This is a genomic window from Sphingomonas pituitosa NBRC 102491 (genome assembly GCF_001598435.1).
GTDB classification, from domain to species: Bacteria; Pseudomonadota; Alphaproteobacteria; order Sphingomonadales; family Sphingomonadaceae; genus Sphingomonas; species Sphingomonas pituitosa.
Genome location: NZ_BCYY01000007.1, coordinates 39,557 through 56,301 on the forward strand (window position 1 = coordinate 39,557; position 16,745 = coordinate 56,301).

Annotated in this window: 18 protein-coding genes; 16 read left to right on the forward strand and 2 right to left on the reverse strand. The window is 66.8% G+C overall.

The genetic code is table 11. The features are described from left to right. Window positions 1-81: 81 nt before the first annotated feature. Window positions 82-1,971, forward strand: a complete 1,890-nt coding sequence (locus tag SPI01S_RS08180) for a methyl-accepting chemotaxis protein (RefSeq protein ID WP_066720957.1) — start codon at window positions 82-84, stop codon at window positions 1,969-1,971. A 355-nt stretch (window positions 1,972-2,326) separates the two neighbouring features. Here SPI01S_RS08180 and SPI01S_RS08185 read toward each other — a convergent pair whose 3' ends face one another. Continuing rightward, the gene (locus SPI01S_RS08185) at window positions 2,327-2,713 is read right to left on the reverse strand and encodes a flagellar biosynthesis regulator FlaF (RefSeq protein ID WP_066720960.1); all 387 of its coding nucleotides are present in this window, start codon (window positions 2,711-2,713) and stop codon (window positions 2,327-2,329) included. A 113-nt stretch (window positions 2,714-2,826) separates the two neighbouring features. Here SPI01S_RS08185 and SPI01S_RS08190 point away from each other — a divergent pair, with 113 nt between their 5' ends. From SPI01S_RS08190 to SPI01S_RS08260, 15 genes are all read left to right on the forward strand, one after another. Beyond that, entirely contained in the window at window positions 2,827-5,244 is a 2,418-nt protein-coding gene (locus SPI01S_RS08190) for an HAD family hydrolase (protein WP_066720963.1), read from the forward strand. Continuing rightward, the gene (locus tag SPI01S_RS08195) at window positions 5,241-6,071 is read left to right on the forward strand and encodes a class I SAM-dependent methyltransferase (protein ID WP_066720965.1); all 831 of its coding nucleotides are present in this window, start codon (window positions 5,241-5,243) and stop codon (window positions 6,069-6,071) included. Before SPI01S_RS08190 ends, SPI01S_RS08195 begins: the two co-directional genes overlap by 4 nt. Window positions 6,072-6,150: 79 nt before the next feature. Next, window positions 6,151-7,035, forward strand: a complete 885-nt coding sequence (gene motA, locus SPI01S_RS08200; protein WP_066720968.1) for a flagellar motor stator protein MotA — start codon at window positions 6,151-6,153, stop codon at window positions 7,033-7,035. Next, on the forward strand, window positions 7,010-7,330 hold the full coding sequence (locus tag SPI01S_RS08205) for an STAS domain-containing protein (RefSeq protein ID WP_066720975.1): 321 nt from the start codon (window positions 7,010-7,012) through the stop codon (window positions 7,328-7,330). Before motA ends, SPI01S_RS08205 begins: the two co-directional genes overlap by 26 nt. Continuing rightward, window positions 7,327-7,692, forward strand: coding sequence for a response regulator (locus SPI01S_RS08210; RefSeq protein ID WP_064313997.1), 366 nt, complete (start codon window positions 7,327-7,329; stop codon window positions 7,690-7,692). Before SPI01S_RS08205 ends, SPI01S_RS08210 begins: the two co-directional genes overlap by 4 nt. Further along, window positions 7,689-9,959, forward strand: coding sequence for a chemotaxis protein CheA (locus SPI01S_RS08215; protein ID WP_066720977.1), 2,271 nt, complete (start codon window positions 7,689-7,691; stop codon window positions 9,957-9,959). The genes SPI01S_RS08210 and SPI01S_RS08215 overlap by 4 nt, the downstream gene beginning before the upstream one ends. Continuing rightward, a complete protein-coding gene (locus tag SPI01S_RS08220) occupies window positions 9,956-10,453 on the forward strand; it encodes a chemotaxis protein CheW (protein WP_066720980.1) in 498 nt (165 codons plus the stop codon). Before SPI01S_RS08215 ends, SPI01S_RS08220 begins: the two co-directional genes overlap by 4 nt. Next, window positions 10,450-11,328: a CheR family methyltransferase gene (locus tag SPI01S_RS08225; RefSeq protein ID WP_066720983.1), complete on the forward strand. Its 879-nt coding sequence runs from the start codon at window positions 10,450-10,452 to the stop codon at window positions 11,326-11,328. The genes SPI01S_RS08220 and SPI01S_RS08225 overlap by 4 nt, the downstream gene beginning before the upstream one ends. A gap of 5 nt (window positions 11,329-11,333) precedes the next feature. Further along, window positions 11,334-12,383, forward strand: coding sequence for a protein-glutamate methylesterase/protein-glutamine glutaminase (locus SPI01S_RS08230; RefSeq protein ID WP_066721060.1), 1,050 nt, complete (start codon window positions 11,334-11,336; stop codon window positions 12,381-12,383). A gap of 2 nt (window positions 12,384-12,385) precedes the next feature. Then, entirely contained in the window at window positions 12,386-12,775 is a 390-nt protein-coding gene (locus SPI01S_RS08235) for a response regulator (RefSeq protein WP_064314002.1), read from the forward strand. A gap of 1 nt (window position 12,776) precedes the next feature. Beyond that, window positions 12,777-13,301, forward strand: a complete 525-nt coding sequence (locus SPI01S_RS08240; protein WP_066720986.1) for a chemotaxis protein CheD — start codon at window positions 12,777-12,779, stop codon at window positions 13,299-13,301. Then, the gene (locus tag SPI01S_RS08245) at window positions 13,301-13,633 is read left to right on the forward strand and encodes a hypothetical protein (RefSeq protein ID WP_066720988.1); all 333 of its coding nucleotides are present in this window, start codon (window positions 13,301-13,303) and stop codon (window positions 13,631-13,633) included. The genes SPI01S_RS08240 and SPI01S_RS08245 overlap by 1 nt, the downstream gene beginning before the upstream one ends. A gap of 1 nt (window position 13,634) precedes the next feature. Beyond that, window positions 13,635-14,480 carry a flagellar motor protein MotB gene (locus SPI01S_RS08250; protein ID WP_066720990.1) on the forward strand — a complete coding sequence of 282 codons (846 nt, stop codon included), beginning with the start codon at window positions 13,635-13,637 and terminating at the stop codon, window positions 14,478-14,480. Window positions 14,481-14,490: 10 nt separating this feature from the next. Beyond that, a complete protein-coding gene (locus SPI01S_RS08255; RefSeq protein WP_066720991.1) occupies window positions 14,491-14,940 on the forward strand; it encodes a hypothetical protein in 450 nt (149 codons plus the stop codon). A gap of 96 nt (window positions 14,941-15,036) precedes the next feature. Then, window positions 15,037-15,678 carry a PilZ domain-containing protein gene (locus SPI01S_RS08260; RefSeq protein WP_066720993.1) on the forward strand — a complete coding sequence of 214 codons (642 nt, stop codon included), beginning with the start codon at window positions 15,037-15,039 and terminating at the stop codon, window positions 15,676-15,678. Window positions 15,679-15,703: 25 nt separating this feature from the next. On the opposite strand, the gene SPI01S_RS08265 is transcribed toward SPI01S_RS08260, so the two are convergent. Then, complete coding sequence (locus SPI01S_RS08265) at window positions 15,704-16,714, reverse strand: SGNH/GDSL hydrolase family protein (protein ID WP_066720996.1); 1,011 nt, start codon at window positions 16,712-16,714, stop codon at window positions 15,704-15,706. Between the last annotated feature and the right edge of the window lie 31 nt (window positions 16,715-16,745).

Consider the following 16,745-nt stretch of genomic DNA (forward strand, 5'->3'; position numbering starts at 1 on the left):
GCCTATAATGAACTCCACGTCGCGTCCGCGGCGCGGATAAATGCTCCGGCGGAAGATCGGGGCTTGCGGGTGGAACTATACATGTTCGCATTTCTCGATGATTGGCCCCTTACCAAAAAGATGCTGGCGGCCTTCAGTTTTCTCGGCTTGCTGCTGGTCGGCCTGGCGATCAACGGCTGGATGTCGAACCGCGAGCTGACCAGCGTCGCGCGCAAGCACGTCGAAGTCAGCGTCGCCGGCATGTCCAACATGACCGACGTGATCAGCGACATCAAAGAGATGCGCATCATCGTCTACAGCCACTTCAATGCGCTGTCGGACGAGGAACGGGCCAAGCTGCAGAAGCGCCTCAACACCGCCGCGGAAGAGCTGGACAAGGACATCAACGCCTTCGCTGCGGTCGCCGATCCGTCGATGGCCGAAGACGTTGCCCGCATGACCACGATCAAGGCCCAGCTGGGCGACATCAACCGCCGGATCTTCGAGGCCGATGTCGCGGACAAGGACGCCGGGCTGAAGCTGATCAAGAACGAGGGCAAGGAACGCTCGCACGACGCGCTGGATCAGGCACAGAAGATTCTGGACACGCTGCGCAAGGCTTCCGAGGAAGCCAATGCGCGCGGCAATTCCTCGTCGAGAACCGCGCTGGTGCTGACGATCGGCCTCTCGTTCCTGTCGCTGGCGGCACTCGGCGTGGTATGGCTCGCGATCAACCGCACCATCGCTCAGCCGATGGCGCGCCTGGCGCATGTCACCAAGACGCTTGCCGAGGGGGGGACGGCCACCGTTCCCAGCCTGAACCGCGGCGACGAACTGGGCGAGATCGCGCGTGCGGTCGAGCAATTCCGCCTCGCCGCTGCCGAGCGCGCGCAGATCGACGCGCGCGCCGCCACCGAACAGCAGATGGTGACGAACACCGTTCGCGAGAGCCTGGTCCGCGTCGCCCAGGGCGACCTTACCGCCGACATCACCGCCGACTTCCCGCCGGCCTATGGCGAGCTCAAGGCGAACCTCAACGAGGCGCTTGCCGCGCTGCGCGAGCTGATCGGCTCGGTCATGGATTCGACGCATCGCATCCGCACCGGGTCGAGCGAGATCGCCCAGGCCAGCGAGGATCTTGCCCGCCGCACCGAAGCCAACGCCGCCGCGCTGGAGCAGACCGCGGCCGCGGTCACCCAGATGGACCAGCGGCTGAAGGCGACCGCCACCGCTGCCAGCAGCACGGTGCAGCGCGCCGACCAGACGATCAGCGTCGTCTCGTCGGGTCGCAGCACCACCGACGAGGCCGTCCAGGCGATGACCCGCGTTTCGGAAAGCGCCAAGGGCATCGACAGCGTCATCGAAGGCCTGGACAAGATCGCCTTCCAGACCCGCGTTCTCGCCATGAATGCGGCGGTCGAGGCGGGTCGTGCCGGGGAAGCCGGCCGCGGGTTCGCGGTCGTCGCCGACCTCGTCTCCGCGCTGGCGATGCGCGCCGAGGAAGAGGCCGGCCGCGCCCGTGACCAGCTCACCGCGACGCAGGCCGATATCGTCACCGCCGTCGGCATGGTCGAGAAGGTGGACGGCGCGCTGTCCAACATCTCCAGCGATGTCGGCGAGGTGCATCAGCTGCTCGGCCGCATCGCGAGCGACAACCAGGCCCAGTCGTCCGCCATTTCCGAGATCTCGGAAACGATCGGCACGATGGACCAGTCCACCCAGCAGAACGCGGCGATGGTGGAGGAAACCTCGGCAGCGGCCCGCAACCTGACCTCGGAAGTGGCCTCGCTCGCCGATCAGGCCGAACGCTTCAACACGGGCCGGAATATCGCCGGCGGCCGTTCGCCAGCCGGCGGCAGCAGGCCCGCAGCCGCGCCGCGCGCCAAGAGCAAGGCGAAGGCTTCGGGCGGCGGCTATGTCTCGCCGGTCAAGCCGATGGCGGCGCCGGTTGCGACGGCATCGGCAGGCGGGGACGACTGGACGTCGTTCTGATCCGCTGACGCTGCCTGCAGCATCGACGAGACGGGCGCCCGGCCATGCCGCGGCGCCCGTTTTCGTGTGCGTGCCGCTGGCGCGTTCCCGCCGGGCACACCGCCCGGCTGCCCGGCAGGCCGAAGGGCATCGCCGCAAGCACCCGGACAGCACCGCCGACGGCGCATCCCGAGAGGCTTGGCGCGGGGCCTGATCACCAACCCGTCGCCCCGCCGCGCGACGCCCCTAGGCAGTCCGGTCCGCCGGCGTCCGCCGCCCCGCCCCACCGCCCCCCACTCCCGCCCGTGCACAGCGCACGAAAAAAGCCCCGGGGAAGCACCCCGGGGCTTTTTTCGGTTTCGCGCTGCGGCGCAGATCAGGCGGCGGCGGCGGTTGCCTGCGGCATCGCGCTGCGATCCTGGAGGCCGAGGCCTTCCATGATCGTGCGATTGACCTGGACCAGCTCCATGATCGATTCCCGGCCGGCGACGACGTCGCTGGTGAAGCGATCGACCCACAGGCCCAGCGAGATGATCTTCGCGCGCAGATCGACCGGCAGGTTGTTCCCGCGCGCGCCGCAATCGGTGATGAAGGCCGTCCACATCTCGCGATTGCGGTACAGCGACGGCATCAACAGCGCGCCCTTCAGGCCGGCGTCGTGCGCGGTCAGCATTTCACCGGTGATCTCGCGCATCAGCCGCAGTTCCGCGGCGCGCGGCGTCTCGGCCCGGCTCCGGGCTGCCTGATAAGCATTGATCGTCATTGTCGCTCCTTTGCTCCTGCCGCCATTGTAGGAAGATTTTGCCGGGTTGGTCGGCGGCCTTCCTATAAGATTCCTGCGTCCCCTCGGTGCGGGCGCTTTCCAGGGATAGTGCCGTGACCGATTTCATCCTTCCGCATGCCATGCCGTCGGCGCTCGAAGGGCGCGCGAACGTCAAGCTGCTTTCGCTCGACTGCTTCGACACGCTGCTCTGGCGCGACAGCCACGCGCCGGTCGACATCTTCAACGCGCTGCCGGGCATGACCGTGCTGCAGCGGCAATGGGCGGAATCGCGCGCGCGCACCGCCGTTCTGGTGCAGCATCGTCACAAGGAAGTGACGATCGAGCAGATCTATCGCGAGATGTATCCGAACGGGCGCAAGGCCGAGATCGCCGCCGCCGTCGCGCACGAGCTCGATGCCGAGGCGCAGCACTGCTTCGCCTTCCAGCCGACCGTGGAACTGATCCGCGAAGCCAAGCGCCGCGGCGTCGGCGTGATCATCGTCTCCGACACCTATCTGGACCCTGCCCAGCTGCGCGACCTGATCGCGCGCGCCGCAGGCGACGAGGTCGCCGGGATGATCGACCGCGTGTTCTGCTCGTCCACCTACCACCGGTCGAAGGCCGATGGGCTGTACGAGGACGTGCTGAAGGCGCTCAAATGTGCGCCGGACACGATCCTGCACATCGGCGACAACGAAGCGGCCGACGTCGGCGGTGTCGCCCCGTTCGGCGTGCAGACGCTGCACCTCAAGCAGTTTACCGAGGCGACCGTACAGCGTCTTCGGCTGGAATCCGCGGTCAGCGCGATGCTGCATCCCAAACTTCCCGGCACGATCGCCGCCCAGCAGCCGCACCGCGCAGCACTCGCTGCCGGCGAGCCGCAGATCGGCGACGCGGCCGAGGCACTCGGCTTTTCGGTGATGGGCCCGGTGTTCCATACCTATGAGCGCTGGCTCCAGCAGGAAGCGAAGGCGCTGCAGGCCGAGCGCGGCGGCACCGTCCACTGGCTGTTCATGATGCGCGATGGCCTGCTGCCCATGCGCGTCCACCAGGTGGCACAGCCCGATCACGCCGGTCATGCCGTGGAGATCAGCCGCTTCACCGCGATCGCCGCCTCGCTGACCGACGCCGACGCGATCGAACGCTATGTGCAGTTCGAGATCGGCAGCGACCCGGAAAAGATCGCACATCAGCTGATGCTGCCGCGCAACGAAGCGCGCGTCCTGCTGAACAACCTGCCCAAGGACCGGACCCGGCTGGTCGCCTTCCTGAAGGAAATCCGCCACCCGCAGCGCGTCAAGCAGATCATCAAGGCCGGCAAGGGCTTCGCCGATCGGCTGATCGCCCATGTTCGCGCCGAAGTGAACCCGCAGCCCGGCGATACGCTGATGCTGGTCGACCTCGGCTATAACGGATCGGTGCAGAACCATGTCGACACGCTGTTGCGTGAGCGGTTTGGCGTCCACGTCGCCGGCCGGTACCTGATGCTGCGCGAACAGTTCCGCAGCGGCTGCGACAAGAAGGGGCTGATCGGCGAGGACAGCTATGATTGCCATACGCTGGAGTCCATCGCCACCAACGTCGCCGTGCTCGAGCAGATCTGCACCGCGGCCCAGGGCTCGACGGTGGATTTCGAGGCTGACGGCACCCCGATCCGCAAGGCAAACAGCATCAAGGGCCGCCAGAGCGCGGTGCGCGAACGCATCCAGGAAGGCACGCTCCGCTTCGAACGCGAGCAGGCGGCGGCCCGGCTGCGTGGTACGGCGATCGACGAGATGTCGCTGTGGCGCCAGGCCGCGACGGCCGTGCTCGGCCGGCTGATGTTCCTGCCGCTGGCACATGAGCTGGCGGTGCTCACCGAATTCGAACACGACGTCAACGAGGGCGTGGACGATACCGTGGCACTGTTCGATCCGGCGATCGCGCGGCATGGGCTGCGCCGGCGCGGGCTGTTCTACATGAAGGGCTCGGAGCGCATGTACCTCCCGGCGGAACTGCACGGCGAAGGCATGCCCGTGAAGCTGGCCCTGCTCGCGCAGAAGCGGTTCGGCCTGCCGTTCAAATATGCCGATTTCGTCGACAGCTCGATCTCGGTGCCGGTGATCGTCGCGGACGGCACCAACGTCTCGACCGGCAACGTCACCGCCACGCCGACGCACGACGGCTATTATCTGGCCCCCATCCCGATCGGCGACTGCCGCTTCTCGGTGGGCGTGCAGTTCGGCCAGCTGTTCGACTGGGTGCAGGTGGAAAGCGCCGTGTTCATGCCGGTCAAGCGGTTCCTGTCGGACATGCAGCGCCCCGGCCTGGACGAAAGCGAGGCCAGGCCCTCGCTGGAGGGCATGCAGCAGGTTGCCCCCAACCTGTTCCACTGCGCGGACGAATTCGCCTTCATGATGGTGCCGCCGCCGCCGCGGACCGACGACGAGCCGATGATGCTCGCGCTGGTGTTCCGGCCCATCGCCCAGCGCCAGACGGCCGCGCAGCCGGCCGCAACTCTCCTCTCCAGCACGCAGGCTGCCAACGCATGACGAACCTACTGATTCATTCGATGACCGAATTCTGGGATATCATCCTCGGCACGCTGCACGCGGCCGAGGTGCGCAACATCGCCGAGATCGGCGCGGAGTTCGGCGGTACTACCCAGCATCTCGCCGCCTATGCACGCGCCACGGGCGGCTCGCTGACGAGCATCGACCCCGCGCCGAAGCAGGTGTTTCTGGACTGGGCCCAGGCGACCCCGGAGGTGCGCCACGTGCCCCTCCCCAGCCTGGAGGCGATGCCGTCGCTGGGCGACATCGACGCCTGGGTGATCGACGGCGACCATAATTACTACACCGTGTTCAACGAACTCCGCATCGCCGGGGAACTGGCGCAGCGCGACGGCCGCCCGCTGCTCGCCTTCCTGCACGACGTGAGCTGGCCCACTGGGCGGCGCGACATGTATTACGCGCCCGAACGGATCCCCGCCGAGCACCGCCACCCCTACAGCACCGATCGCGGCTGTACGCTCGACCGTGCGGACCTGCTGCCGCCGGGGCATGGCTTTCGCGGCGACGGCCACTTCGCCTGGGCGCTGCACGAGGGAGGCCCGCGCAATGGCGTGCTGACCGCGGTGGAGGACTTCATGGCGCAGGGCCGCGCGGCGGGGACGAAGCTCGCCTACGCCCATGTGCCGGCCGTTTTCGGCCTCGGCATCCTGTTCGATGCCGGCGCGCCCTGGGCGGAAGCCGTCGCGAACCTGGTGTTCCCCTGGCACGACAATGCCCTGCTCGCCACGCTCGAGCAGAACCGGCTGCGTAACTATCTGGCGGTGATCGAATGGCAGGATCGCGAGCGCGATCGCCTTTCCGCCTAAGCAGTTTCCCAGAACCCCCACCCGGCCGGAAACCATCCTATAATTCTGGAAAGATCCAGGGAAAGAATTTGAGCCCGCCATGCTGAACGCCGTTGGTTTCGTCATCATTCTCGTGTGCGTGTTCGGGAGCTTCATGATCTCGGGCGGCAAGTTCGAGATCATCATGCACGCGCTGCCGCACGAGATGATGGCCATCGGCGGTGCGGCGATCGGCGCCTTCATCGTCGGCAACTCGATGCCGACGGTGAAGAAGGCCGGCGCTGGCATCATGCGCGCCTTCAAGGGCGGACGCTGGAAGGCCAGCGACTATACCGACCTGCTCACCCTGATGTTCACCCTGCTCACGCTGTTCAAGAAGAGCGGCGCCACCGGCATCGAGCCGCATCTCGACAAGCCGGAGGAGAGCGATCTCTTCAAGCCCTATCCGCGCCTGCTGAAGGACCATCACCTGATCGAGTTCCTCTGCGACTATCTGCGGATGATGACGGTGAACTTCGAGGACCCGCACCAGCTGGAATCGGCGATGGAAGCGGACATCGAGAAGCACCATCACGAGGAAACCCATCCGCAGCACTCGCTGCAGCTGATGGCCGACGGCCTTCCCGCCATCGGCATCGTTGCAGCGGTGCTCGGCGTCATCAAGACCATGGGCTCGATCGATCAGCCGACCGAGATCCTGGGCGCGATGATCGGCGGCGCGCTGGTCGGCACCTTCCTCGGCGTGCTCCTCTCCTACTGTGTCGTTGCGCCGCTCGCCGGCAAGCTCCTCGAGACGATCGAGGCCGACTCCCAGCCCTTCACCATCGTGAAGACCGCCATCGTTGCCTACGCCCAGAACCAGCCGGTGCAGGTTGCGATCGAAATCGCCCGTCGCATGACGCCTTCCGCGTACGCGCCGAGCTTCCAGCAACTCGAAACCGCTCTCGACGAGGCCAAAAATGGACTTTCCCCTGCCACCGCTTGAGGCCGGCGCGGACAACGCGCTTGCGCTCCCCGCGCACGGTACGACCGTGACGGCCGCGGATCTTCAAACCCGCCTCATCCAGGCGGTCGACGGCGACGGACCGGTCGAGATCGATGCCTCGCAGGTCGAGAGCGTCGGCCAGGCGGTGCTGCAGCTGCTCGTCGCGGCCAAGGCCGAAGCCGACAAGCTCGGCAAGGCCTTCACCATCCTCAACCCCAGCACTGCCTTCACCGATCGTGTGAACCGTTGCCAGCTCGCAGCGGCGGTCGGCATTGATACCGGAGAACTTCTGTGACCAAGCTGATCCTTACCGTCGATGACTCCGCGAGCATGCGCATGCTGCTCAAGACGTCGCTGACCTCGCAGGGCTTTCGCATCGAGAGCGCGAACGACGGTCAGCATGGGCTGGAGCGCATGCACGAGGTCAAGCCCGACCTGCTCATCACCGACATCAACATGCCGAAGATGGACGGGTTCGAGCTGATCGAGGCCGTGCGCCAGGTTCCCGAATTCAAGGGCGTGCCGATCCTGGTGCTCTCGACCGAGTTCTCGGACGAGAAGAAGCAGCGCGCCCGCTCCGCCGGTGCCACCGGCTGGATCACCAAGCCCTTCGAGGCCACCAAGCTGGGGGCGGCGATCCGCCGCGTCTGCCCGTGAGCGACGAATTCGACGATATCCAGGCAATCTTCTTCGAAGAGTGCACTGAAGGCCTCACGACGGCCGAGGAAGGCCTGTCGGCGATGCAGTCCGGCGACCTGTCGGGCGAGACCATCGCCGGCGTGTTCCGCGCGATCCACTCGATCAAGGGTGGCGCCGGTGCCTTCGGCCATTCGGACCTGACCGCCTTCGCGCACAAGTTCGAGAATGTGCTCGATGAAGTGCGTGCCGGGAAGATCGTCCCCACGCCCGGCGTGATCCGGGTGATGCTGAGCTCGTTCGACGTGCTGTCGGACCATGTCGAGGCGGCCAAGGGCAATGCGTCCCGGCCGAACGACGGGGCCGCGCTGAGCGCGCTCGAACAGGTACTCGCCAACAAGGGCGTGCCGGACGGCGATGCGCCCGCTGCGGCGGCGCCCGCGGCCGCCCCCGCCCCCGCCGCTCCGGCCCCCGCGCCGGCGATGGCGGAAGAGGAAGACGAGTTCGGCTTCCGCCCCGTCGGCGTGTCGCTGGACGACCTCGACGGCCCCGCGGAGGAAGCAGCCGGCTGGACCGTGCGCTTCAAGCCGTCGCGCGCCGCGCTGGCCAATGCCGGTGAGCCGCTGCTGACGGTGCGCGAGCTGGAGGGCCTGGGTGCCCGCGTCGAATCGGTCGACATCAGCACGCTGCCGGGGCTGCGCGAGATCGATCCGGAAGACAGCTACCTCACCTGGGTGATCAACGCACCGGCAGAGCTGCCGGAAAGCGACCTGTCCGACTGCTTCGATTTCGTGGCGCCGGATTCGGTGATCGAAATCAAGCGCAACGAAGACGCGGTCCTGCCCGCAGGGGCTGCCGAGACCGAGATGGACGGCGACGAGATCCCGTTCGTGCCGGTAACGGCCACGGTCGACGACTTCATGGATCTGGGTGCTGCTCCGGCAGCGCCTGCGCCGGCTCCGGCACCTGCAGCGCCTGCTGCGGCGGCGCCCGAAGCTGCGCCTGCGCCTGCGGCGGCGGCAACCCCGCCGGGCGGCGGGGGCACGCCCGGCGGTGGGGGTCCCGGTGGTGGTGCTGGTGGTGGCGGTGGTCCGGCCAAGCCGGTCAACGAAGCTGCGCAGACCATCCGCGTGGACCTCGTCAAGCTCGACCTGCTGCTCAACCTGGTCGGCGAGCTGGTGATCCGCAACTCGATCCTGGCCGACCGGCTGTCGCCGGCCGATCGCCAGCGCGTCGAACTGCCCGAACTGGCCCGCCTCACCCGGCAGATCCAGGACAACGTCATGTCGCTGCGCGCCCAGCCGATCCGGCAGGCCTTCAGCCGCGTGCCGCGCATGCTCCGCGATCTTTCGGTCGAGACCGGCAAGCAGATCAACCTCGAGACGATCGGTGAGACGACCGAAGTCGACAAGGGCGTGATCGAGAAGATCGGCGATCCGCTGACCCACATGATCCGCAACGCAGCGGACCATGGCCTGGAAAGCGCCGAAGAGCGGATCGCGGCGGGCAAGGACCCCGCCGGCACGATCAAGCTGTCGGCCGAGCAGAAGGGCGCCCGGATCTTCGTTCGCGTCGCGGACAATGGCCGCGGCATCAACCGGGAGCGCGTCCGCGCCAAGGCGGTCGAAAAGGGCATCATCAGCGCCGATGCGGTGCTGACGAACGAGGAAATCGACCAGCTGATCTGCGCCCCGGGCTTCTCCACCGCGGAGAAGATCTCGAACATCTCGGGTCGCGGCGTCGGCATGGACGTGGTGCGCTCGAACGTGGAAGCCCTGGGCGGCCGCGTCGAGATCAACTCGGTCCCGGGCGAAGGCACCACCTTCACCATGATCCTCCCGCTCACGCTGGCCATTCTGGACGGCATGATCGTGCGGCTCGCCGGCCAGCGTTTCGTTCTGCCGCTCACGCACGTGCTGGAGACGATCCAGCCCGAGCCCGGCCAGGTGAAGCGTACGGCACCGGACCATGAAGTGATCGACATGCGCGGCGAATATCTGCCGGTGCGGCGCGCGACCGAGATCTTCGGCCTGAACGACGACCGCGCCATCGAGGATTCGCTGGTGGTAATCGTCGAGAGCGAAAGCTCGGGCAAGGTCGGCCTGGTCGTCGACACCATCGATGACCGCCGCGAAGTCGTGATCAAGAGCCTGGATCAGAACCTGCATCCGATCCGCGGCCTGGGTGGCGCAACCATCCTGGGCGACGGCTCGATCGCTCTCATCCTCGATATCGAGGCGCTGGTTGCCTCGCCCTCCCGTTACTCGCCCAAAGGACTGGCAGCATGAGCACCACCCCTGACACCGCCAACGATCGAAAGATCGTCACCTTCTCGCTCGCCAAGCAGATCTTCGGGATCGACATGAGCGCGCTCATCGAAATCCGCGAATGGGACGAGCCGACGCCGCTCCCGAACGTGCCGAGCTTCGTCAAGGGCGTGACCAACCTGCGCGGCAACGTGATCCCGGTGGTCGGCCTGGCCGAGCGCCTGGGCTGGGAACCGAGCCAGCTGCATGCGCGCTCGTGCATCCTGGTCGTCAACATCATGGGCAAGCAGGCGGGCTTCCTGGTCGACGAGGTCAACGATATCGTGGGCATCAACGTCAACGAGATCCAGCCGGCCCCGGCCGTCGAGACGGCGCTGGAAGAAAGCGTGATCGCAGGCCTCGTCCGCATCGCCACCCGCGCCAAGGACGGCACGCGCGACGAGAATGGCAGCATGGTCCTGCTGCTCGATCTCAACGCGCTCAGCCTGACCAAGCACCTGGATCTCGCGGCATGAGCCCCGCCGGGGGCGCCGCCGCGGCGTCCGCCGGCGCCGGTAACGCGATGGCACCAGGCCAGAACGCGGAGCTTACGCCGCGCGACTTCCAGGCCATCGCCGCGATCATGTACGACGATGCACGCATCTCGCTGAGCGAGGCGAAGACGACGCTGGTGCAGTCGCGCCTCGCGCGGCGGCTGCGCAAGTTCGGGCTCGCCCGGTTCTGCGACTATGTCGACCTGGTGCACAGCGATCCGGAGGAACGCAACGCGATGGTGGTGGCACTCACCACCAACCACACGCACTTCTTCCGCGAGCCGCACCATTTCGATCATTTCCGCGAGACGGTGATCCCGACGCTCCAGCGGAAACAGGGTCCGATCCGGATCTGGTCTGCGGGCTGTTCGTCGGGCGAGGAAGTATACACGATCGCGATGTGCCTGCTGGGGCCCAGCCGCAGCACCGCCTCATGGTTGCGCAATGCGGACGTCCGGCTGCTTGCGACCGATATCGCCCCGCACGTGGTCGAGTCGGTGCAGCGCGGGGTCTATGCGGAGAACGTCGCGGCAGGCGTGCCGGAGCCCTATCGCTCGACCTGGATGAAGCCCGCCCAAGGCGGCTTCGTCATGGCCGAGGAAGCGCGCCAGCTCGTCACCGCAAAGGTTCTGAACCTGTTTGAACCATGGCCGCTGAAAGCAGCCTATGATGTAATTTTCTGCCGTAACGTCATGATCTATTTCGGAGATCCCGCAAAGGAAGAGCTGGAGCATCGCTTCGTCGAGCAGCTCGCCCCCGGGAGCTTCCTGTATATCGGTCATTCGGAACGGCTGATCGGTCCGGCTGCGAGCAAGATGCGCTCGTGCGGGCATACCATTTACCAGAAGCCGGAGTAATGGGCATGAAACCAGTCCGCACGCTCATCGTCGACGACAGCGCCTCGATGCGCGCGACGCTGAAGCGGATGCTCTCGGCCGACCCCGAGATCGAAGTGGTCGGCATGGCGCCGGAGCCGTTCGCGGCCCGCGACATGATCAAGGCGCTCAACCCCGACGTTCTGACGCTCGACGTCGAAATGCCGGGGATGGATGGCCTGTCGTTCCTCGAGCGCATCATGCGCCTCCGGCCGATGCCGGTGGTGATGTGCTCCACCCTCACCGCGCGCGGCGCGGAAGTGACGATCGAGGCGCTGCGCCTGGGCGCGGTGGACTATGTCACCAAGCCCAGCGGCACGCCCGAGGACATCGAGCGCGACGCCGGCCTGCTGTGCGAGAAGGTGAAGAGCGCGGCGCGCTCGGTCGCCCGCGCCGGCCCGCAGCGCCTGCCCGCGCAGCCCAGCGTCGGCGCCGCAGGCGGCGGTGCGGCCGCGCAGCTGATCGCGATCGGTTCGTCGACGGGCGGCGTGGAAGCGCTGTTCTCGCTGCTGCCCGCGCTGCCGGAGGATTCGCCGCCGATCCTGATCGTCCAGCACATGCCGGCGACCTTCACGCGCAGCTTCGCGCAGCGCCTGAACGCCGAATGCCGCGTCAACGTCGTGGAAGCTACGGATGGTGCCCAGGTGACCCCCGGAACCGTCTATATTGCTCCTGGAGGCGAACGACATATGGAACTCTCGGGCGGTGCCAATGGCCGGATCAAGCTGATCGCCGGCGACCCGGTGACCGGCCATCGTCCCTCGGTGGACGTGCTGTTCCGTTCGGTCTCCAAACTGGGCGCGGGTGCCGTCGGCGTCATCCTTACCGGGATGGGCAGCGACGGTGCGCAGGGCCTTCTGGCGATGCGCCGGGCCGGTGCCCGCACGCTGGGCCAGACGAAAGAAACCTGCGTGGTGTGGGGCATGCCCCGCGCCGCCAAGGAAGCGGGTGCGGTGGAGAAGGAAGTCGGGCTTTCGGCCATGCCGGAGGCCATTCTGAAAGCTTGTCGAGAAACGGTTAAGGTTGGGAGCGCATAACAATGCCCGCTGCATCACAAATCAAGGTGATGGTCGTTGATGATCAGACCAGTATGCGGGCGATGATCCGTCGTGCGCTGCAGGATCTCGGGTTCAAGGACGTCCGCGACAAGGCCAGCGCCCCGGAAGCGCTTTCCGCAATCAAGAGCGACCGCGTCCACCTGGTCATCTCCGACTACAACATGCCCGAGATGGACGGGCTGCAGTTCCTGGAGGCGGTTCGCGCCGACCCGGTGATCGGCAAGACCGTGTTCATCATGCTCACCGGCTCGTCCGACCGCGAGGTCGTGCAGAAGGCGGCGGCGCTGGGTGTGAACAATTATGTCGTCAAGCCTTTCGCGCCGGCGGCGCTGAAGGAAAAGATCGAACGCGTTTTCGGCGAGCTGACCTGATATGCGCAGAGTTTCCATCGTACAGGGCGAGAACGCGGTGATCGCGGAGCCCCATGTCATGATTTCGACCCTGCTCGGGAGCTGCGTGGCCGCATGCCTCTACGACCCGGTCGCCAAGGTCGGAGGCATGAACCACTTCCTGCTCGGCGAGCCGGGCGCGGACCACAAGGTCTCGAACTCGGACATGGCACGCTACGGCGTGCATGCGATGGAACTCCTGATCAACAGCATGATGGCCAAGGGCGCCTCGCGCCAGCGGCTGCAGGCCCATCTGTACGGTGGTGCCAACATCATCTCCGGCCTGGGGAACATCGGCGCCTCCAACGGCGCCTTTGCCCGCCGGTTCATGGAGACCGAAGGCATCACGATCGCGCATTGCGATCTCGGCGGCACGCTCGCCCGCAAGGTCGAGTTCCTGCCGCACGAAGGCAAGAGCCGCTGCACCAAGGTGGCGGAGCGCGTCCAGGAACGTCCGGTCGCCCCCCTGCCTGTTGCCGCCCCCGACGGAGAATTGGAGCTTTTCTGATGTCCTGCCTGCCCATGTCGGAACCCTCTCACGCGCAAGCCCTGCCCGGCTACGATCCGTTCGCGGGCGTGCTGCACAGCGTCATGGCCGGCGAGATCCGCGAAATCAGCAAGAAGCTCGAAGGTCTGGCCGAAGTGCTGGTCTGCGACGAGCATTTCGCCGCCAATTATCTCGAGCAGCTCCAGGCGTTCGACTATCTGATCCAGCATGCCGACGAGTGCGTGAACCTGCTGGAGCGGATCGCGGGCGGCGAGGACTCGCTCTCGGCGATCAGCCATGTCCGCCTCGGCGCGGTGCAGGAACGCCTGCGCAACGCACTGAAGGGTCAGTAACATGGCCCGCGGGGGGGACGTTCGGCCGATCATCGTCAAGAAGGTCAAGAAGGTCGCGGGCGGCCATCACGGCGGCGCGTGGAAGGTGGCCTATGCCGACTTCGTGACCGCCATGATGGCGTTCTTCATGCTGTTGTGGCTGCTCGCCAATCCGGACAAGGACCGGCTGAAGGGCCTGGCGAAGTATTTCTCGCCGACCATCGCCGACAGCGGCCCTTCCACACCGGTCAGCAACTCGGCGCCGGGCGCCGGCGGCCCGACCCGCCGCTCCGAAGCAGATCCCAGCGCCGCCAAGGGCCAGCCCACCTTCGAGGTGACCACCGCCGGTTCCGCGCGCGGCGGCACCGCCGACGTGCCGGCGACGATGCGCGTCATGGCGTCCGAACTGATGGTGGCGCTGGAAGCGACCCCGCAATCGCAGGGCAAGAAGAATGTCGACGTGCAGCAGGACCGCGAGGGCCTGCGCATCACGCTGATGGACACCGACCAGCAGCCGATGTTCAAGTCGAACACCGCCGAGCTCAATCCCTATGCGCGCACGCTGCTCACCAAGCTGGCGAGCAAGATCTCCACGGTCGGCGCGCAGATCGCGATCGAGGGCCATACCGACGGCGCGGGCGGCCAGAGCGACGCCAACTGGCTGCTCTCCGGCCAGCGCGCGCTCGCCGCCCGCTCGGCGCTCGTCGCCGGCGGCGTGACGCCGGACCATTTCGCCGAAGTCGTGGCGATGGGCGCGACCCAGCCGGTGTATCCGGATCAGCCGAACCGCGCCGAGAACCGCCGCATCAGCATCGTGCTCAAGGGCCAGACCTCGGCGCTGCCGAACGACTCCAGCTTCAAGTTCTGAGGGGCCGTCCGTGAAGAAACTGCTGTTCCTCATCGTCGCGCTGATCGCCGGTCTCGCCGCCGGCGGCGGCACTGCCTATGCGATGGTGAAGATGCTCGGCATCGGCGGCGCGCCCAAGCAGGAAGCCAAGGTCGAAGAAAAGGAAGAACCCGGCAAGTTCCTGCCCACCGGCAAGATCCTGGTGCCGCTCGTCTTCGCGGACGGCCACCTGGCCGGCTATGCCTCGATGGACGTGCAGTTGCAGGTGGACGAGGCCAAGGCCGATTTCGTCAACCAGCGGATGCCGCTGCTGCTGCATGCCATCAACATGCGCACCTATCGAACCCCGATGGCGGCGGGTCCGGATGGCATGCTGCCGGACCTCGAAGGCTTCCGGAAACTGGTCGATGCCGCCGCCAACGAGGCGTTCGGCCCCAAGATCGTGCGCAAGATCGCCGTCACCGGCGCCAATCCCGCCTGACATTCGTAGCACTACCGATGCGAAGCTGAACGCTCGTTCATCCTATAATATGCATAGGGACTGCGTGTTCTGCAGTCGAACGGGGAGACAGACGCCGTGGGCGCAGCCGAACATCAGTTTGACCACAACAGCAGCGATCCCGGCCCCTGGGCCGAGCGTGCCCCGCGCACGGTGACGACGCTGATGGTGGGCAAGCTGATCTGCGCGGGCGCCGGCGAGCAGCTTTGCCGCGTTCGCAACATCTCCGCCACCGGCATGATGCTCGAGAGCCCCTTCCCCCTGCGCGAGGCCGACGGCATCGTTGTCGAACTGCGCGGCGGCCCGGTACTCGAAGGCAGGATCATGTGGGTAAGCGCCGGGCGTGCGGGCGTGCAGTTCCCCGCACCGATCGACGTCGAGGAAGTACTCGCCACCGCCAAGGGCAGCTCGCCGGCGGCACGCCTGCGTCGTGCCGTGCCGCGCGCGCCGCGCTTCCAGCTCGGCAGCAATGCCCGGCTCGTCTGCAACGGCGTTTCGCACACCGTGGTGATGGAGAACATCTCGCAGAGCGGTGCCCGCATTCGCCTGTCGAACCAGCCGGACCTCGACCGGGTGATGACGCTCGTCATCCCCGGGCTCAACCCGCGCAGCTGCACCGTGCGCTGGATCGAAAGCGACTCCGCCGGCGTCGCCTTCATCGACATGATCCCCTATGCCGAACTTGCCGCCTGGCTGACCGAGGTGCAGGCGCCGCGCTGAACGGCGGCGCCGCAGCCCGTCGGCCTCATGCCGCGGCGAGGCGCTCGCGCATGTCGCGGCGGCGCCGCAGCACCGCCCCCGTCGCCGCCACGCCCAGGATCAGCAGCACCCAGGTCTCGCTCTCCGGCACCGCGCTGATGCCGAGCTGGCGCGCCATGGCGTCGGCGATCGCCTTGTGCACCTGGGTCGTGGGGTGGATCTCGTCGAAATAGAGCGAATTGCTGCAGTTCGCGATCTGCGGCGATCCGCCCCCGACGATCTGGCACGGTGTGGTCGTGTTCAGCGTGGCCGGAAGCCCGAATGCAGCGGGCGAGTCCAGCAGGTCGTGCTCTGTCGCGAACAGGTCGAAGAAGGACGCGGTGACGTCCGGCTGCGCATCGATGCTCGCCGCCATCTGCCGCAGCGCCAGGCTGATCTGGAGCGAACGGGCCGTCAGTTCGTCCAGCCGCCCGGGAATGTTGCCCGCGAGCGCGGCCGATACCGGCAGCAGGCCGATGTCCGGCGCACCGACGATCGCGAAGTGGCGCGCGCCGAGGCCATAGAGTGCCGTCACCGCGTCGTTGAAGTCGCTCAACGCCGCAAGAAAGCTCACCGGCCCGCCGGTCAGGAGCGTGTCGCGGACATCGTTGCCGCCGAAGGTGAGCAACACCAGCGCGTCGCTGTCGATCGGCGCCCTTACCTGGTTCCAGTACAGCCCGACCTGGGCACGGAAGCTCGGGCTCAGCTCGCCGGGCACGAACTCGGCAGTCGCGCCGCCGACGGCGACATTCCGCCCGCCGGCATATAGCGACGTCGCCGGCGTACCCGTGATCGCCAGGCTCAGATAATCGGCGAAGTTGAAGCCGTTGGAGAAGCGTCCGGCGAAATAGCCATCGTCCGGACTGGCGACCGTACCGTTGGTGGCGAGATAGGCGTTGCCGGAATCCACCAGACTGTCGCCGAACACATACAGCCCGGAATAGCTGGTTGCCGCCCGCGCCGCGGCGGGTGCCACGCACAGCAGGACGACCGCAAAAAACTGCGTGAAAGCCTTCATGACACTTCCCCTCTTGTTTACCACTCCTTAA